Genomic DNA, 16,289 nt, shown 5'->3' with positions numbered 1-16,289 from the left:
ATATGAGCTTTTTAGAGACTATTAAGAATTTAAGAGACGAATTAAACCAACATAATTACAATTATTATGTGTTGGACAATCCTACAATTTCTGACTTTGAATTTGATCAAAAGCTAAAACAATTGCAAGATTTAGAAGCACAACATCCTGAATCTTTTGATGAAAATTCACCAACTCAACGAGTAGGAGGAATGGTTACCAAAAATTTCGAAACCATAAAACACGAATATCGCATGTATTCGTTGGATAATTCCTATTCTATTGAAGATTTGCAGGATTGGGAAATCCGAATTCAAAAGGTTTTAGGTGATGTTCCGTTAGAATATACATGTGAATTAAAATACGATGGTGCATCAATTAGTATTGGTTATGAGAATGGTCGTTTGGTTCGTGCGGTAACGCGTGGCGATGGTTTTCAAGGCGATGATGTAACCAATAATATTAAAACTATAAAAGCAGTTCCAATTCATTTAAAAGGCGATTTTCCTGAAAAATTTGACATTCGTGGCGAAATCATTCTTCCGTTTGCTGGATTTGAAAAAATGAACCAAGAATTAATTGAAATTGGCGAAACTCCTTATTCAAATCCAAGAAATACAGCATCTGGAAGTTTAAAATTGCAAGACAGTGCTGAGGTAGCCAAGCGGCCATTAGATTGTTTGTTGTACTTCGTAATTGGGAATAATTTAACATTTAAAACGCAATATGAAGGCTTGCAAAAAGCTAGAGATTGGGGATTTAAAGTGCCATCACAATCTAAATTAGCTAAAAATTTAAACGAAGTTTTTGAATACATTAATTATTGGGACAAACACCGTCACGATTTACCTTATGAAACGGATGGTGTGGTAATAAAAGTCAATAATTTACAGCATCAAGAGGAATTAGGTTATACGGCAAAATCACCACGTTGGGCGATGGCTTATAAGTTTAAAGCCGAACAAGTAACTACGAAATTAAATTCGATTTCGTATCAAGTTGGGCGAACTGGTGCTATTACTCCAGTAGCAAATTTAGAACCTGTGCAATTGGCAGGAACTATTGTAAAACGTGCTTCATTGCACAATGCCGATCAAATCGAAAAATTAGATATCCGAATTGGAGATGAAGTTTTTGTTGAAAAAGGTGGCGAAATTATTCCGAAAATTATTGCAGTTGCTAATCGCGGAATTCAAGCCGAGCCTACACAATACATCACACATTGTCCGGAATGTCAAACTGAACTGGTTAGAACTGAAGGCGAAGCAAATCATTTTTGTCCGAATTTTTATGGTTGTCCGCCGCAGATTATTGGAAGAGTTCAGCATTTCATTACCCGAAAAGCAATGGATATTGATGGTTTAGGTGGTGAAACAGTTGCGTTGTTATTCAATGCGGGTTTAGTTACGAATTATGCTGATTTGTATGAATTGAAAAAGGAACAAATCATTCCCTTAGAACGAATGGCTGAAAAGTCAGCTGAGAATTTGATTAATGGAATTGAAAAATCCAAAACCATTCCTTTTGAACGAGTTTTATATGCTTTAGGAATTCGTTATGTAGGTGAAACGGTGGCAAAAAAATTAGCCAAACATTACAAGTCTATAGATGCTTTAACAAATGCGAGTATTATGGATTTGATTTTAGTAGATGAAATTGGCGATAAAATTGCACAAAGTGTGGTGCAATTCTTTGAAAATCAAGAAAATATTCGTATTATTGATAGGCTTAAGAATTATGGTGTTCAATTAGAGTCAGGTGTAGAAGATATCTTACTTTCTGAAAAGTTAAAAGGGAAAACTTTTGTGGTTTCAGGTGTTTTTGAGATTTATTCGAGAGATGAACTCAAAAAAGCGATTGAAGATAATGGCGGAAAAGTAGGAAGTTCAATTTCTTCTAAAACCGATTTTGTAATTGCAGGAGATAATATGGGACCATCAAAATTAGAAAAAGCGAATCAATTAAAAATTACAATAATTTCTGAAACAGATTTTAAAAACATGATAGATGGGTAAAGTACATTCTGCTTTAATTCTTTATTTTGCGGCTATTTTATTGTATTTAATAGCTGTATTGTTAGGAAGTGATAATTTAGAGCTTTTGAGTAAGCCTATTATTATTCCTGCGGTCTATTATTTTTATTATTTTAGTGTAAAAGGAAAAATTAATTTTTTATTTTCTTTTTCAATTCTATCCTATTTTTTTGCTGAGATCTTACTATTGATTAGTTCTACTGACTTCTTGTATCCAGGATTGATTTCTTTTGGAATTCCTTATTTAATTATCACTTATTTTTTAGCTCAGGATTTTTTGTATTACTTAAAAAAACGAAAATATTCTATCAATAATTTTTCATTTTATATCATAATAATTTTGCTATTATATTTATTATATAATGTTTTGTCTTTTATTAATGAATCATCTAAACTAGAATTTAGTTTCTATATTTTTAATGGTATTCTATTGTTTGTAATGGGAATATTTGCTTTTTTAATTCAATTTAATTTTAACAACAAAACCATATTATACATGGTGTTAATGGTTGTTTTTTTTATTATTTCTGATTTGTTTTTTATTTTTTCAAAATCAACAAAAGATGTAATTGCTCTAAAAATGATTAGTATTATTAGCCAACAGTTGTCTTATTTTTTTTATGTGTCTTATTTTATTTATAGAACTAAAACCTATTATTTTAAAAAGTAAGTGATTGTTGTTTAAACAATAATATTTTTTCCTTTGTTGATTACTTCATTATTATTGGATAAATAAAAATCAATTCTACCTAAATTTAGTCCAAAACATCCTACTTGATTGATTAAAACATCTTTTCCTTCACTATTTTTTTCAATTATAGGTTTGTCTAAAAAAGTATGTGTGTGACCACCAATTATTAAATCAATATATTTTGTTTTTTGTGCTAATAGGATATCACTTGGTTTTTCAGGTTCATCTTTGTATTTGAAGCCCAAATGCGACAAACAAATAACTAAATCACATTTTTTTTCTTCTTTGAGAATTCGCGTCATGTCTTGTGCTACTTCAATCGGATTGTTGTAAACGGTTTCTTTATAAAGTTTCTTGTCAACAAGTCCATCTAATTGAACGCCTAATCCAAAGATTCCAATTTTAATTCCGTCTTTAATAATGATTTTATATGGTTTTACAATATCATTTAAAATAGTGTTTTTAAAATCATAATTAGCGGATACGAAATCAAATTTTGCATGAGGTAATTGGGCGTAAAAACCATCAATTCCGTTGTCAAAATCATGGTTTCCCATTGTAGCTAAATCATATTGCATCATGCTCATTAGCTTGAATTCTAACTCTCCGCCATAATAGTTAAAATAAGGTGTTCCTTGAAAAATATCACCAGCATCTAATAAAAGAACATTTTTTTCTTCTTTACGAATGCCTTCAATAATAGCTGCTCTTCTGGCGGCTCCACCTAAGTTTGGATTTTTTGGATGATCTGCAGGAAATGGATCAATATGGCTATGCACATCATTAGTATGCAAAATAGTGATTTTTTTAATATCGCTTGGGGTAGAAAAACTGCTTAAACTCACTCCAGTTAAGCCAAGTAAAGCTGAACTCGCAGCTGTTTTTTGGATAAAATCTCTTCTTTTCATAGTTAAGTGTTATTCTAAAATTATTGTTTCAGTTGTAATGTTTGGAAGAATATCTACTTTTTTGAAATAATCAATTAACATATTTCTAAGTTTATATTCTATGTCGAATTTGATTTTACTTTCTTTAAAAAACGTCATATTGTCACCACCATTTGCTAAATAATCGGAAGTCGCCACATAATAAATCTGATTATCATTTAAACTTTGATTGTTAATTTCAATTTTATTGATTGTTAAAGTTGTTTTATCAATGTAAATTTTCATTCCATATAAAGGGTGTGGCTTCTTTTCTTTTATGAAATATTCGGCTAACGTTTTTATTTCTTTTCCAGTAAGTCCAACAATTACTAGGCTATTCTCAAAAGGCATTACTTCATAGGCTGTTCTTGAGGTAACATCGCCTTTTGGAATTATAGCTCTTATTCCGCCATTATTTAGTAAACAAATATCAATGTTTTTTTGCTCTCTTTTTTGGAAAATAGGATTTCCAAGTTCAAAAGTAATTTCGGCTAGTAAATTCCCTATATTAGTATGCCATTTTCCTTTACTTTTATCTTGTGTTTCAGGGCAATAAGCTAAAACATTGTTTAAATCCTTTTTGATGTTATTGCTATAGGGTTTTACATAACTTGCAATTGCTTCGTTTTCACCTCGTTCATCGGTTATACCAATTTTTTTTCCTTCAATTTTAATAGTTTGATAGGAAGACGTTGATTTACAGGATATAATTAAGTTAAATGTTAATAATATAACAAAAAACCGAAAAGATATTGTATTCTTTTTTACATTTACAAGCATAATATAAGCTTAATTTTTAATTTTGTTGAATAGGTAAAAATACTATGTTTTATAATATTATAAAGAACTTTTTTCTTAAAAAAAATGTTACTAAAAAGTTAGCAACACATAATGCTTTGGCTTCAAATGAAAAAGTAGTTACGGTTGGCGTTTTAGTAGATGAATCGTATTTTAGTCAAACTCAGCAATTATTAGATAAAATTGTTTCTCAAGGAATTGATGCTAGTAATATTTCGCTGTTGGTTTATAAAGATAAAATAAAGAAAAAGGAAGAAATTAATGAACCTTTTTTAACGTTGAAAGATGTTTCAATTTCAGGTGAAATAACTAAAGAAGTTGTGAATGATTTTATTAAAACTCCTTTTGATTTATTAATAAATTATTACGACGTAAATAAAAGTTCACTTTTACTTTTGTCTATTAAGTCAAAAGCAAAATTTAAAGTTGGATTTGATACGGTAGATAAAAGAGTTAATCATTTCATTATTAAGTCGCTAGTTGAAAATTTTGACGAATTTGTCTTGGAATTATTCAAGTATTTAAAAATTTTAAATAAAATATAAAAATGCAATCATTTATTGGAACTGGTGTTGCTTTAGTTACACCATTTAAAAAAGATTTCTCAGTTGATGTTGAAGCTTTAACAAGAATTGTTAACCATGTAATCGATGGAGGAGTAGAGTATCTAGTAGTACTAGGAACAACTGCAGAATCGGCAACTTTATCTCAAGAAGAAAAAGAATTGGTGATTGATACCATTGTAAAAGCTAATGCAGGAAAATTGCCTCTTGTTTTGGGTGTTGGGGGAAATAATACACTTAAAGTTGTGGAAGAATTGAAAACAAGAGATTTTTCTAATTTTGAGGCTATTTTATCGGTTTCTCCTTATTATAATAAACCAACGCAAGAAGGAATTTATCAGCATTTTAAAGCTGTTGCAGAAGCGTCTCCAATTCCGGTTATTTTATATAATGTTCCAGGAAGAACCGCAAGTAATATGTTGCCATCGACCGTAATTCGTATTGCAAATGATTTTAAAAATGTAATTGGAATTAAAGAAGCGGCAGGTGATATTGTGCAAGCAATGAAATTAATTCAAACCAAACCAGAAGGGTTTTTGGTGATTTCTGGAGATGATATGATTACTTTACCAATGGTTTTAGCAGGTGGAGCAGGAGTAATATCTGTTATTGGAGAAGGTTTTCCAAAGGAATTTTCTGAAATGGTGCGTTTAGGTTTGCAAAGAAGAGTAGATGAAGCGTATAAATTACATTATTTATTGGCTGATAGTATTGATATGATTTTTGAACAAGGGAATCCCGGAGGGATAAAAGAAGTGTTTAAAAGTTTAGGTCTTAGTGAAAATACGGTTCGATTGCCACTTGTAAATGTTAATGAAGATTTAGCAAGTCGTTTGAATCTTTTCACAAAGAAATTAAGTTAAAAAAAGATTTTTGTTGTAAATAAATAATGTCTAAATTTGCAGTTGCTTTTTTGGACTTCAAAAATATTGAATTTTAAGAAAGTTTAAATTTAAATAAATGAGTAAAGTAGTTAGTTTCCTTTTTATTGCGTTTTTTTTGATTTCTTGCAGTGAGTATCAAAAAGCTTTAAAATCAGATGATGTTGCGGTTAAAAATGAAGCTGCAAATAAAATGTATGAGGCAGGAAAGTATTTAAAAGCTATTAGATTGTATGAACAAATTGCTCCAGCTTATAAAGGGAAACCAAGCGCTGAGCGAATGTTTTATTTTTATTCTATGGCTTTGTATAAATCAAATCAATACTATTTAGCAGGGTATCAGCTGGAAAATTTTGTTGCTACGTATCCTAAAAGTGAAAAAAGAGAAGAGTGTGCTTTTTTAGCTGCTGAATGCTTTTATAAATTATCACCTAGTTATAGTTTAGATCAAACGGATACAAGTAAAGCTTTGGATAAAATGCAACATTTTATTGATGTGTACCCAGATTCTCAGTTTTTACCACAAGCAAATGTTTGTGTAAAAGAATTAAGAGAAAAATTAGAGAAAAAAGCATTTGAAATTGCAAAACAGTATAATACTATAGCTGATTACAAAGGTGCTTTAAAAGCTTTTGATAATTTCATAGCAGATTATCCTGGAACACCTTTTAAAGAACAAGCTTTATATTACAGATTAGATTCGGCATATAATTTAGCAATTAATAGTGTTGAAGCAAAAAAGCAAGAACGTTTAACTTATGCTAAATCAACATATACAAACTTGATAAAGCATAATAGTCAGTCAGAATACAAAGATAAAGCCGATAAAATGTTGGCTGAAGTAGAAAAAGAATTACAAAAATATACCAAATAAAAAGTAAATCATGGATTTAAAGAAAACAAATGCTCCTGTAAACACTATTACTTACAATAAAAGTAAATTAGAAGAGCCTACTGGAAACATTTATGAAGCGATAACTATCATGGCTAAACGCGCTAATCAAATCAATACTGAAATTAAAAAAGAATTGATTGAAAAATTAGAGGAGTTTGCAACTTATAATGATAGTTTAGAAGAAGTTTTTGAAAATAAAGAACAAATTGAAGTTTCAAAATTCTATGAAAAATTACCTAAACCACATGCTTTATCAGTACAAGAGTGGGAAGAAGGTAAAATTTATTACAGAGACTCTAAATAAATCAACATGTCTGTTTTAAGCGGTAAAAAAATCTTACTAGGTATTTCTGGTGGTATAGCTGCATATAAAACAGCCACATTGGTTAGATTATTCATAAAAGCAGGTGCACAAGTACAGGTTGTAATGTCGCCTGCTTCTTTGCATTTTGTTACACCACTTACTATAGCAACTCTTTCAAAAAATCCGGTTTATTCTACCTTTTATGATGAAGAAGAAGGTACAGGTGAATGGAATAATCATGTAGAATTAGGCTTATGGGCTGACTTAATGATTGTTGCTCCTGCTACAGCTAATACGCTCTCTAAAATGGCAAATGGTAATTGTGATAATTTATTAATTGCAACCTATCTTTCTGCTAAATGTCCTGTTTATTTTGCTCCTGCAATGGATTTTGATATGTATAAACACCCATCTACTTTAGATAGTTTTTTAAAATTGAAGTCCTTTGGAAATATAATAATTCCAGCTGAAAATGGTGAATTAGCTAGTGGTTTATCTGGTGAAGGGAGAATGGCTGAACCTGAAAATATTATCACTTTTTTAGAAAATGATATTTTAGATAAGTTGCCCTTAAAAGGAAAAAACATCTTAATTACTGCAGGTCCTACCTATGAGGCTATTGATCCAGTTCGTTTTATTGGAAATCATTCTTCAGGCAAAATGGGGTTTGATATTGCTAATGAAGCTGCTAATAAAGGAGCCAATGTAATTTTAGTTTCTGGACCTACTCATTTAAAGGTGAGTAACTCTTCAATTGAATTAATTCGCGTTACATCAGCTCAAGAAATGTATGATGTTTGTCTTGAATGTTATTATGGTGTTGATGTTGCTATTGCTGCAGCTGCCGTTGCAGATTATCGTCCAAAAAATGTTGCAAGTCAGAAAATAAAAAAGAATGAAGCAACGTTCTCTATAGAGCTTGAAAAAACAAAAGATATTTTAGCAACCCTTGGTGAACAAAAGAAAAATCAGTTTTTGATTGGTTTTGCATTAGAAACTGAAAATGAAATTGAACATGCAAAACAAAAAATTCAGAAAAAAAACTTAGATTTGATAGTTTTAAATTCTTTAAATGATGAAAGAGCGGGTTTTGGAAGTCCAACAAATAAAGTAACTTTTATTTCAAAAGACTTTTCTATTGAGCCAAAAGAGCTAAAATCAAAAGAAGAAGTAGCTCAAGATATTATTAATAAAGTAATTCAATTTTATGATGCGTAAAGTATTAGTAGTAATAGTTTTCTTATTTTCGTTTGTAAATGTGTTTTCACAAGAGCTAAATGCAACAGTTTCTGTGAATTATCAACAAGTTGCTAATGGAAATCCTCAATTATTTAAAAATTTAGAATCACAAGTGAAAGAATTTTTAAATACAACTAAATGGACTACAAAAGAATATAAAGATGTTGAAAAAATTGATTGCAATTTTTTTATTAATGTAAATTCCTATGGTTCAAATGTTTTTGAAGCGACTTTGCAGATACAATCTTCAAGACCTATTTATAATGCTTCATTATCTTCGCCAATATTAAATATTAACGACAAAAATTTTACTTTTAAATTCATAGAGTATGAAAATTTAATTTATGATCAAAACTCATTTAACTCTAATTTAGTCTCTGTTTTGGCTTTTTATTCAAATTTGATAATAGGTTTGGATTTAGACAGTTTTTCAGAATCTGGAGGAACCCAATATCTTGAAATAGCTTCAAATATTGTTAATGTAGCTCAAACCAGTGGATACAAAGGATGGAGTCAGTCAGAAGGGAATAACAACAATAGAAATTTTTTAATTTCCGATATTTTATCGAATACTTTTACACCTTTTAGATCCTCTCTTTATCAATACCACCGCTTAGGATTAGATATCATGGAAAGTGATGTTAAAAAAGGAAAAGAAGGCGTTATCAAAGCAATTTCTACATTAGCGCTTATACAAAAAACAAGACCCAATGCCTTGCTAACCAGAACTTTTTTTGATGCCAAGGTAGATGAAATAGTTTCTATATTTGGCGGCGGGCCAAGTCTTAATGTTGCAACATTGGTTGAAACATTAAATAGAATTTCACCGTTGAATTCTCAAAAATGGAGTGAAATTAAATAATAATTTATAAAAATATATTATTAATGTTACTTTCTCTTTCTATAAAAAATTATGCTTTAATAGAATATCTCGAAACTGATTTTTCTAATCAATTTTCCGTTATTACAGGAGAAACAGGTGCTGGAAAGTCAATTCTTTTGGGAGCTTTAGGTTTGGTTTTAGGTAATAGAGCTGATTTAACCTCACTTAAGGATAAGGAACAAAAATGCATTATTGAAGCACAATTTGCAATCTCTAATTATAATTTACAGTCGTTTTTTAATGAAAATGACATGGACTATGATGATAAAACTATTATTAGAAGAGAAATTTTACCCTCTGGGAAATCAAGAGCATTTGTAAATGACAGTCCTGTTAATCTTCAAGAGTTACAAGAGCTTGGCGCTTTATTGTTGGATATTCATTCCCAACATCAAACTCGGGAATTGACAGAAGAAAATTACCAAATTGATATTTTAGATGCTGTAGCCAATAATAATGATTTAGTGGTTGCATACAAACAAGCATTAACTACTTATAAATCGATTCAAAAGGAAGTAAAACAATTAACTTCTGAAAAAGAGGCTTTGGTTAAGGAATATGAATATAATTCGTATTTGTTAAATGAACTATTAGTTGCTAATTTGGTGGATGGTGAACAAGAAGACCTAGAGCAAGAGCTTGAACAACTAAGTAATGTTGAATTCATAAAAGAAAATTTTGAAAGAATTTTAGCTGTTGCCAACGAAGAGCAAGTAGGGGCTTTGGTGAATTTAAAGGAAATGAAAATATCCCTTCAAAAAATTATTGGCTTTTCAACTTTATATGCTCAATTGTATGAACGGTTGACAAGTAGTTTGCTTGAAATTGAAGATATAGTTTCTGAATGTGAACAAAATAATGAAAAAATATTAGCCGATCCTGAACGATTAGAATTTGTAAATACAAAACTACAATCTATTTATAATTTACAAAAGAAACACCAAGTACAATCTATTGCTGAATTACTGGTAATTCAAAATGAATTGGATGCTAAAGTTATTCGAGTTGACGATTTGGATGGTGCTATTAATAAATTACAATCCGAGTTAAATAAGCAGCAATCTAAAGTAGATGAAATTGCCAAAACTATTTTTGAAAATAGAAAAAAAATAGTTCCTGTCTTAATTGATAAAATGAAAACAATTTTATCGCAATTAGGAATGGTTGAAGCAAATTTTCAAATTGAAATTAACCATACCAATTCGTATTTTCAAAAAGGGAAAGATGAAGTTGTTTTGTTGTTTTCGGCCAATAAAGGAACAAGTTTTGGTTCATTGAAAAAAGTTGCTTCGGGCGGAGAAATGTCTCGTATTATGTTAGCTATAAAAGCTGTTTTGGCCAATTATTCTAAATTACCAACCATTATTTTTGATGAAATTGATACGGGTGTTTCTGGAGAAATTGCAATTAAAATGGGAGAGATAATGAAAGAAATGAGCACTACAATGCAGGTGTTTGCAATTACTCATTTACCACAAATAGCCGCTAAAGGGAATTCTCATTATAAAGTCTCTAAGCGAAATCAAGGAGAAACAACGATATCTGAATTAAATCTGTTAACTTCAGAAGAAAGAATTCAGCATATTGCAGAAATGTTATCAGGAAAAGATATTACCGATTCGGCTTTACAACATGCAAAAGCTTTGTTGAATTAATTTTTTAAAGTACTTTTGTTGACCAATTTAACGAAAACAAACCAACATAAAATAGGAATAAGATGATTATAGAACCAAGAATGAGAGGATTTATTTGTTTAACAGCTCATCCAAAAGGTTGTGAACAAAATGTAAAAAATCAAATTGAATATGTAAAGTCTAAAGGAAAAATAAACGGACCTAAACGAGTATTAGTTATTGGTGCTTCGACTGGTTTTGGTTTGGCTTCAAGAATTACAAGTGCTTTTGGTTCTGATGCTGCTACTATTGGCGTGTTTTTTGAAAAAGCACCATCAGAAGGAAAAACGGCTTCTCCGGGTTGGTATAACTCTGCAGCTTTTGAGCAAGAAGCACAAAAAGCGGGATTGTATGCAAAAAGTATCAATGGTGATGCCTTCTCAAATGAAGTAAAACAACAAACTATTGAATTGATTAAGGCTGATTTAGGTCAGATTGATTTAATTATTTACAGTTTGGCTTCCCCTGTTCGTCAACATCCTGTAACTGGTGTTTTACACCGTTCAACTTTAAAACCTATTGGTTCAACTTTTACAAATAAAACAGTTGATTTTCATACAGGAAATGTGACCAATGTGTCAATTGAACCTGCAAATGAAGAAGATATTGCAAATACGGTTGTTGTAATGGGAGGTGAAGATTGGTCTATGTGGATGGACGCACTTAAGGGTGCAGGAGTGCTAGCAGAAGGAGCAACTACAATTGCTTATTCATACATAGGACCTGAAGTTACTGAAGCGGTTTACAGAAAGGGTACTATCGGAAGAGCAAAAGATCATTTAGAAGCAACAGCATTTGAAATAACAGAAAAATTAAAAGATATCAATGGAAAAGGTTTTGTTTCTGTAAATAAAGCGTTAGTTACGCAAGCAAGTTCAGCTATTCCAGTAATACCATTATATATTTCATTGTTATACAAGATAATGAAAGCTGAAGGAATACATGAAGGTTGTATAGAACAAATCCAGCGTTTATATGCAGAGAGATTATATGCAGGAAATGCTGTTCCAACAGATGATAAAGGTAGAATTCGTATTGATGATTTGGAAATGAGAGCTGATGTTCAAGAACGCATTGCAAAATTATGGTTAGAATCTACAACTGAAACATTAGTAGAATTAGGAGATTTAGCGGGTTATAAGCAAGATTTCTTAAACTTATTTGGTTTTGGATTTGAAGGTATCGATTACCAAGCTGATGTAAATGAATTGTTTATGGTTCCAAGTATTAGATAAATTTTAAAAATTATAAATAAAATAACCTCGATTTTATCGAGGTTATTTTATTTATGCTAATTATTATATATGAAATACGGCTTTTAAAAAAGTTATAAAAATAATTTTCCACAAAAAAATGGACACTTTATCGGCATTTTAATACATTTCAACGATATTAAGGAAATAATGAAACAAGGATTAATAATTTGTTAAAAATATATGAGTTAATTGTTTAAATTTGTTTTTGATAAATTATAAATTATTAATAAATGAAAAAAATTACTTTTATTTTATTTGCACTCTTTACGTGTTGGCAAATAAATGCTCAGGTAAGTTCTTATGCTTTTGCTGAATCTACCGAGGCATATGCGCAAATTACGGGTACTACATCGACCGCTACTGGTGATGATGGTGAACAAAATGCATTGCCAATTGGCTTTAATTTTAATTTTGGAGGTACTATTTATAACACATTTAGTATTAGTACAAATGGGATTATTAAGTTAGGAGGGAATATTGTCGATGGTGTTGATAACCATTGGGGAAATGGTTTGACCAATGCTGCTCAAGTTAATAAGCCATTAATAGCAGTTTTTTGGGATGATAACCATTTAGGTTCTGGTACTATACGTTATGCGGTTACTGGTTCTTCACCAAATCAAGTATTAACTATAAATTGGCACAATACTAAGATTGGTGGTGGTGGAAATAATGGTGGAGCAGATGTTTCTACAATTATTAGATTATATGAGACAACAAATGTTATTGAAATGGTGTATAGTACTCCATTTACAACAGCTAATACTGTTACCGCTTCGGTTGGGTTAAATGATGCAACATCTTTTTTGAGTGTAACTCCAGCTGCTACTTCAACTGTATCATCAGTAACGGCAAACAATGCAATTAATGCGACTGTAATGGCTAATTTAGCTGGTAAAAAACTTACATTTACACCGCCTTCATGTGCTGCTCCTGGAAGTTTTGTTGCATCAGCAATAACTCCTACATCTGCTACTATTTCATGGAATGCTGCTATACCAGTTCCTTCAATAGGTTATGAATATTATTATTCTAATGTAAATACGGCTCCTTCAGGTGCTGGTACATCGACTACTAATTTAACAGAAAGTTTATCAGGATTAAGTGTTAATACAGCTTATTATGTTTGGTTACGCTCAGATTGTGGTAGTGGAACTTACAGTGCGTGGTCTGGTCCTTTTACTTTTGCTACTCCTTGTAATCCATATTCAGTTCCTTATTTCGAAGGCTTTGAATCTGGTTATACACACAATACCACAGTTGCAGGGTGTCTGTCTCAAGCTTCTGTAACAGGAGGAGGTGTTTGGACTGCAAATAGTACATTTACAGATTACAATAGAACTCCAAGAACGGGTTCTTATAATGCTTTTTTGGTGTATAGTAATAATGATTGGATGTTTATTCCAATTCAATTAGTTGGAGGAACTAGTTATAGAGTTTCTTTATATGCTCGTCAAGATGGTGGTACTGCTACAGATTCAAATATGGCAATCAGCTATGGCTCTACAAATAGTGCGGCTGGCATGACTAATTCAATTGTTGCTGCAATAGGAATTATTAACGGAAATTATCAAGAAATATTCGGTGATTTTACTCCAGCAACTTCAGGTACTTATTATGTAGGTATTAAAGGATTTATGAATGGTACACCTTGGTACATTTCTTTAGATGATATTTCAATCACTGAATCGCCATCTTGTTTGAATCCAACAGCTATAATTGCTTCAAATATTACATCAAATTCAGTTGACTTATCTTGGACTGACGGTTCAGGTGGTTTACAATTTGATTATGAATATGTAATTCAAGCTCCAGGTACAGGAGAGCCTACAACTAATGGTGCTCCAATTGATGATATTACTGTGATTGGAGAAGGATTTGATGTTAACGGAAATCCATTAACTGCAAATACACTTTATGAAGTATATGTGCGATCAGTTTGTGGTGCAGGAGATTTTAGTACCTGGTCTGGTCCAATTACTTTTAGAACTTTGTGTAATGCAGTGGGAACTATTAATCAAAATTTTGATGGTGTAACAACACCTGCATTACCTGATTGTTGGTCAAAAATTTTAAGAGGTGCAACATTGTCAACATTTGCAACTGTTACTACTACAGGAACTACAACTAATTCTGCTCCAAATTCTGCTGCATTATATAATTCTAGTTCAGCGACAACAACTACTGATGATATTATTTTAGTCTCTCCAGTTTTATCTAATTTAAGCGCTGGAACTCACAGATTAAAATTTTATGCTAGAACAACTGGTTCAATTCAAGTTGGAACTTTAAATAACAATACAGCATCTGCGGTATTTACACCATTTCAAACTATTGCTACAACAGCAACTTCAACACTTTATGTAGTTGATTTTAGTGCTTATGCAGGTACAGATACTTTTATAGGTTTCCGTCATAACGCTGGTACTTATATAACTATTTATGTAGATGATGTAGTTTGGGAACCAATTCCAGCATCTGCTCCATCATGTGCAAGTAATGTTGTTGCTACACCAAACCCTTCTTGTGGAAATTTTGCTAACTCAATTACTTGGGACGCAACTCCAAATGCTGATGGATATTATATTACAGTAGGTACTACTTCAGGTGGTAGTGATATTGCAAATGCTACAGCTATTACAACAAATATCTATTCATTTTCTGGTAACTTTGGAACTACCTATTTTTATACTATTGTTCCTCATAATGCAATTGGTTCAGCCACAGGTTGTACAGAACAATCTTTTACTACTAATGCAAATGGATGTTATTGTGTATCTGCTCCAACATCTGTTGATGGAACAGGTATTACAAATGTTCAATTAGTAGCTACAAACTTTGCAAACACAGTTTCTACAGCACCAGTTTATAATGATCATACTGCTACTGTAGTTGATATGACTCAAGGAATTAATAATAATGTTCAAATTACATTTAATGTACCATCATTTGGTTCAAATAGTTATAATTATAATACTGTGATTTGGATTGATGCAAATGATAATTTTACTTTCGAGTCTTCAGAAATTGTTTATACTGGTCTTTCGGCTACAACAGCAGCACCTACATTATTGAATGCATCTTTTGTTATGCCTGCTGGAATTTCATTAGGTCAACATAGAATGAGAATTGTTGCTACAGATGCATTACAAACTCCTTCTAATCCTTGTTATTCTGGTACTTATGGAGAAACAGCTGATTTTACAATTAACATTGTTGCGGCTTCATGTACACCTCCTTCTGCTCAAGCTACTATTGTTCCAGTTTGTGGTACTGCACAATTTACTGTTGATGTTAACGTAACAGTTTTAGGAAGTGGTACGCCTTCAATTTCAGATGGTACAACAACATGGCCTGTATCTGCAATTGGTGTGGTTAATGTTGGTCCTTTTGCTTCAGGTTCTTCTGTAACTTTAACTTTATTACATGGATCAGATGCTACTTGTAATTTACCTTTAGGTTCTTTAACATATTCTTGCCCTCCAGCTAATGATGATTGTATAAATGCAATTGCTTTAACTCCAGGTGGAGTATTTGGAGATAACGATATTGTTGGAACAAATGCTGCTGCTACAGCTTCTGCTGGTGAAACAGCTCCAGGATGTGCTAGTTACTTAGGTGGTGATGTTTGGTATTCTGCAGTAGTACCTGCTTCTGGTAGTTTGACATTTGAACTTAATACAAACGTAGGCGGTATAACTGATGGTGCTGGTGCGGTATATAGTGGTACTTGTGGTTCATTAGTATTATTGGGTTGCAACGATTCTGCAAGTTCAGATCCAAACGATCAGCCATTAGTTACAGTAACTAATAGAAATCCAGGAGAAGTGCTTTATTTTAGAGTTTGGGAATATAGTAATGATGCTTTTGGTACTTTCAAAGTGTCAGCTTATGATGCTTCATTATCTTCAGATTCATTTAATAATGCTAATTTCTCAGCTTATCCAAACCCTGTTAAAGATGTATTAAATATTTCATATACTACTGAAATTTCTTCTGTAAGAGTTATCAATATGATAGGTCAAGAGGTACTTTCGAAAAATATAAATGCAACTTCATCACAGGTTGACATGTCTCAATTAAGCGCTGGTACTTACATTGTAAATGTAACAGTTGGAGACGCTATTAAAACTTTAAAAGTAGTTAAGCAATAATTAATTTATTTATG

At 31.4% G+C, this 16,289-nt stretch carries 13 protein-coding genes; 11 read left to right on the top strand and 2 right to left on the bottom strand.

The genetic code is table 11. The features are described from left to right. Positions 1 to 2: 2 nt before the first annotated feature. Both ligA and RSE15_RS04265 read left to right on the top strand, forming a co-directional pair. A complete protein-coding gene (ligA, locus tag RSE15_RS04270) occupies positions 3 to 1,994 on the top strand; it encodes an NAD-dependent DNA ligase LigA (protein WP_324069728.1) in 1,992 nt (663 codons plus the stop codon). Beyond that, positions 1,987 to 2,682 (top strand): hypothetical protein, encoded by a 696-nt coding sequence (locus RSE15_RS04265; protein WP_324069727.1) that lies wholly within the window; start codon positions 1,987 to 1,989, stop codon positions 2,680 to 2,682. Before ligA ends, RSE15_RS04265 begins: the two co-directional genes overlap by 8 nt. A gap of 11 nt (positions 2,683 to 2,693) precedes the next feature. Here RSE15_RS04265 and RSE15_RS04260 read toward each other — a convergent pair whose 3' ends face one another. Together RSE15_RS04260 and RSE15_RS04255 are read right to left on the bottom strand one after the other, a co-directional pair. Next, positions 2,694 to 3,611 (bottom strand): metallophosphatase, encoded by a 918-nt coding sequence (locus RSE15_RS04260; protein ID WP_324069726.1) that lies wholly within the window; start codon positions 3,609 to 3,611, stop codon positions 2,694 to 2,696. A gap of 9 nt (positions 3,612 to 3,620) precedes the next feature. Continuing rightward, a complete protein-coding gene (locus RSE15_RS04255) occupies positions 3,621 to 4,409 on the bottom strand; it encodes a 5'-nucleotidase C-terminal domain-containing protein (RefSeq protein ID WP_324069725.1) in 789 nt (262 codons plus the stop codon). Positions 4,410 to 4,453: 44 nt separating this feature from the next. Here RSE15_RS04255 and RSE15_RS04250 point away from each other — a divergent pair, with 44 nt between their 5' ends. The 9 genes from RSE15_RS04250 (at position 4,454) to RSE15_RS04210 (ending at position 16,275) form a co-directional block, all read left to right on the top strand. Next, positions 4,454 to 4,972, top strand: coding sequence for a DUF6913 domain-containing protein (locus tag RSE15_RS04250; RefSeq protein WP_324069724.1), 519 nt, complete (start codon positions 4,454 to 4,456; stop codon positions 4,970 to 4,972). A 2-nt stretch (positions 4,973 to 4,974) separates the two neighbouring features. Then, on the top strand, positions 4,975 to 5,853 hold the full coding sequence (dapA, locus tag RSE15_RS04245) for a 4-hydroxy-tetrahydrodipicolinate synthase (protein ID WP_324069723.1): 879 nt from the start codon (positions 4,975 to 4,977) through the stop codon (positions 5,851 to 5,853). Positions 5,854 to 5,950: 97 nt separating this feature from the next. Next, entirely contained in the window at positions 5,951 to 6,745 is a 795-nt protein-coding gene (locus tag RSE15_RS04240) for an outer membrane protein assembly factor BamD (protein WP_324069722.1), read from the top strand. Positions 6,746 to 6,755: 10 nt separating this feature from the next. Continuing rightward, entirely contained in the window at positions 6,756 to 7,070 is a 315-nt protein-coding gene (locus RSE15_RS04235; protein ID WP_324069721.1) for a DNA-directed RNA polymerase subunit omega, read from the top strand. 6 nt (positions 7,071 to 7,076) lie between these two features. Next, positions 7,077 to 8,288, top strand: a complete 1,212-nt coding sequence (coaBC, locus tag RSE15_RS04230) for a bifunctional phosphopantothenoylcysteine decarboxylase/phosphopantothenate--cysteine ligase CoaBC (RefSeq protein WP_324069720.1) — start codon at positions 7,077 to 7,079, stop codon at positions 8,286 to 8,288. After that, positions 8,278 to 9,171, top strand: coding sequence for a type IX secretion system protein PorD (locus RSE15_RS04225; protein WP_324069719.1), 894 nt, complete (start codon positions 8,278 to 8,280; stop codon positions 9,169 to 9,171). The genes coaBC and RSE15_RS04225 overlap by 11 nt, the downstream gene beginning before the upstream one ends. A gap of 23 nt (positions 9,172 to 9,194) precedes the next feature. Beyond that, positions 9,195 to 10,847 (top strand): DNA repair protein RecN, encoded by a 1,653-nt coding sequence (gene recN, locus RSE15_RS04220; protein ID WP_324069718.1) that lies wholly within the window; start codon positions 9,195 to 9,197, stop codon positions 10,845 to 10,847. A 62-nt stretch (positions 10,848 to 10,909) separates the two neighbouring features. Beyond that, positions 10,910 to 12,100 (top strand): enoyl-ACP reductase FabV, encoded by a 1,191-nt coding sequence (fabV, locus tag RSE15_RS04215; RefSeq protein WP_324069717.1) that lies wholly within the window; start codon positions 10,910 to 10,912, stop codon positions 12,098 to 12,100. 251 nt (positions 12,101 to 12,351) lie between these two features. Next, complete coding sequence (locus RSE15_RS04210; protein ID WP_324069716.1) at positions 12,352 to 16,275, top strand: NIDO-like domain-containing protein; 3,924 nt, start codon at positions 12,352 to 12,354, stop codon at positions 16,273 to 16,275. Positions 16,276 to 16,289: the final 14 nt, after the last annotated feature.

It is taken from the genome of Flavobacterium sp. (assembly GCF_035195345.1).
In the GTDB taxonomy this organism is placed as follows: Bacteria; Bacteroidota; Bacteroidia; order Flavobacteriales; family Flavobacteriaceae; genus Flavobacterium.
Note: the sequence above shows the minus strand (reverse complement) of the source record. Positions and strands in the feature narration are given on the sequence as shown.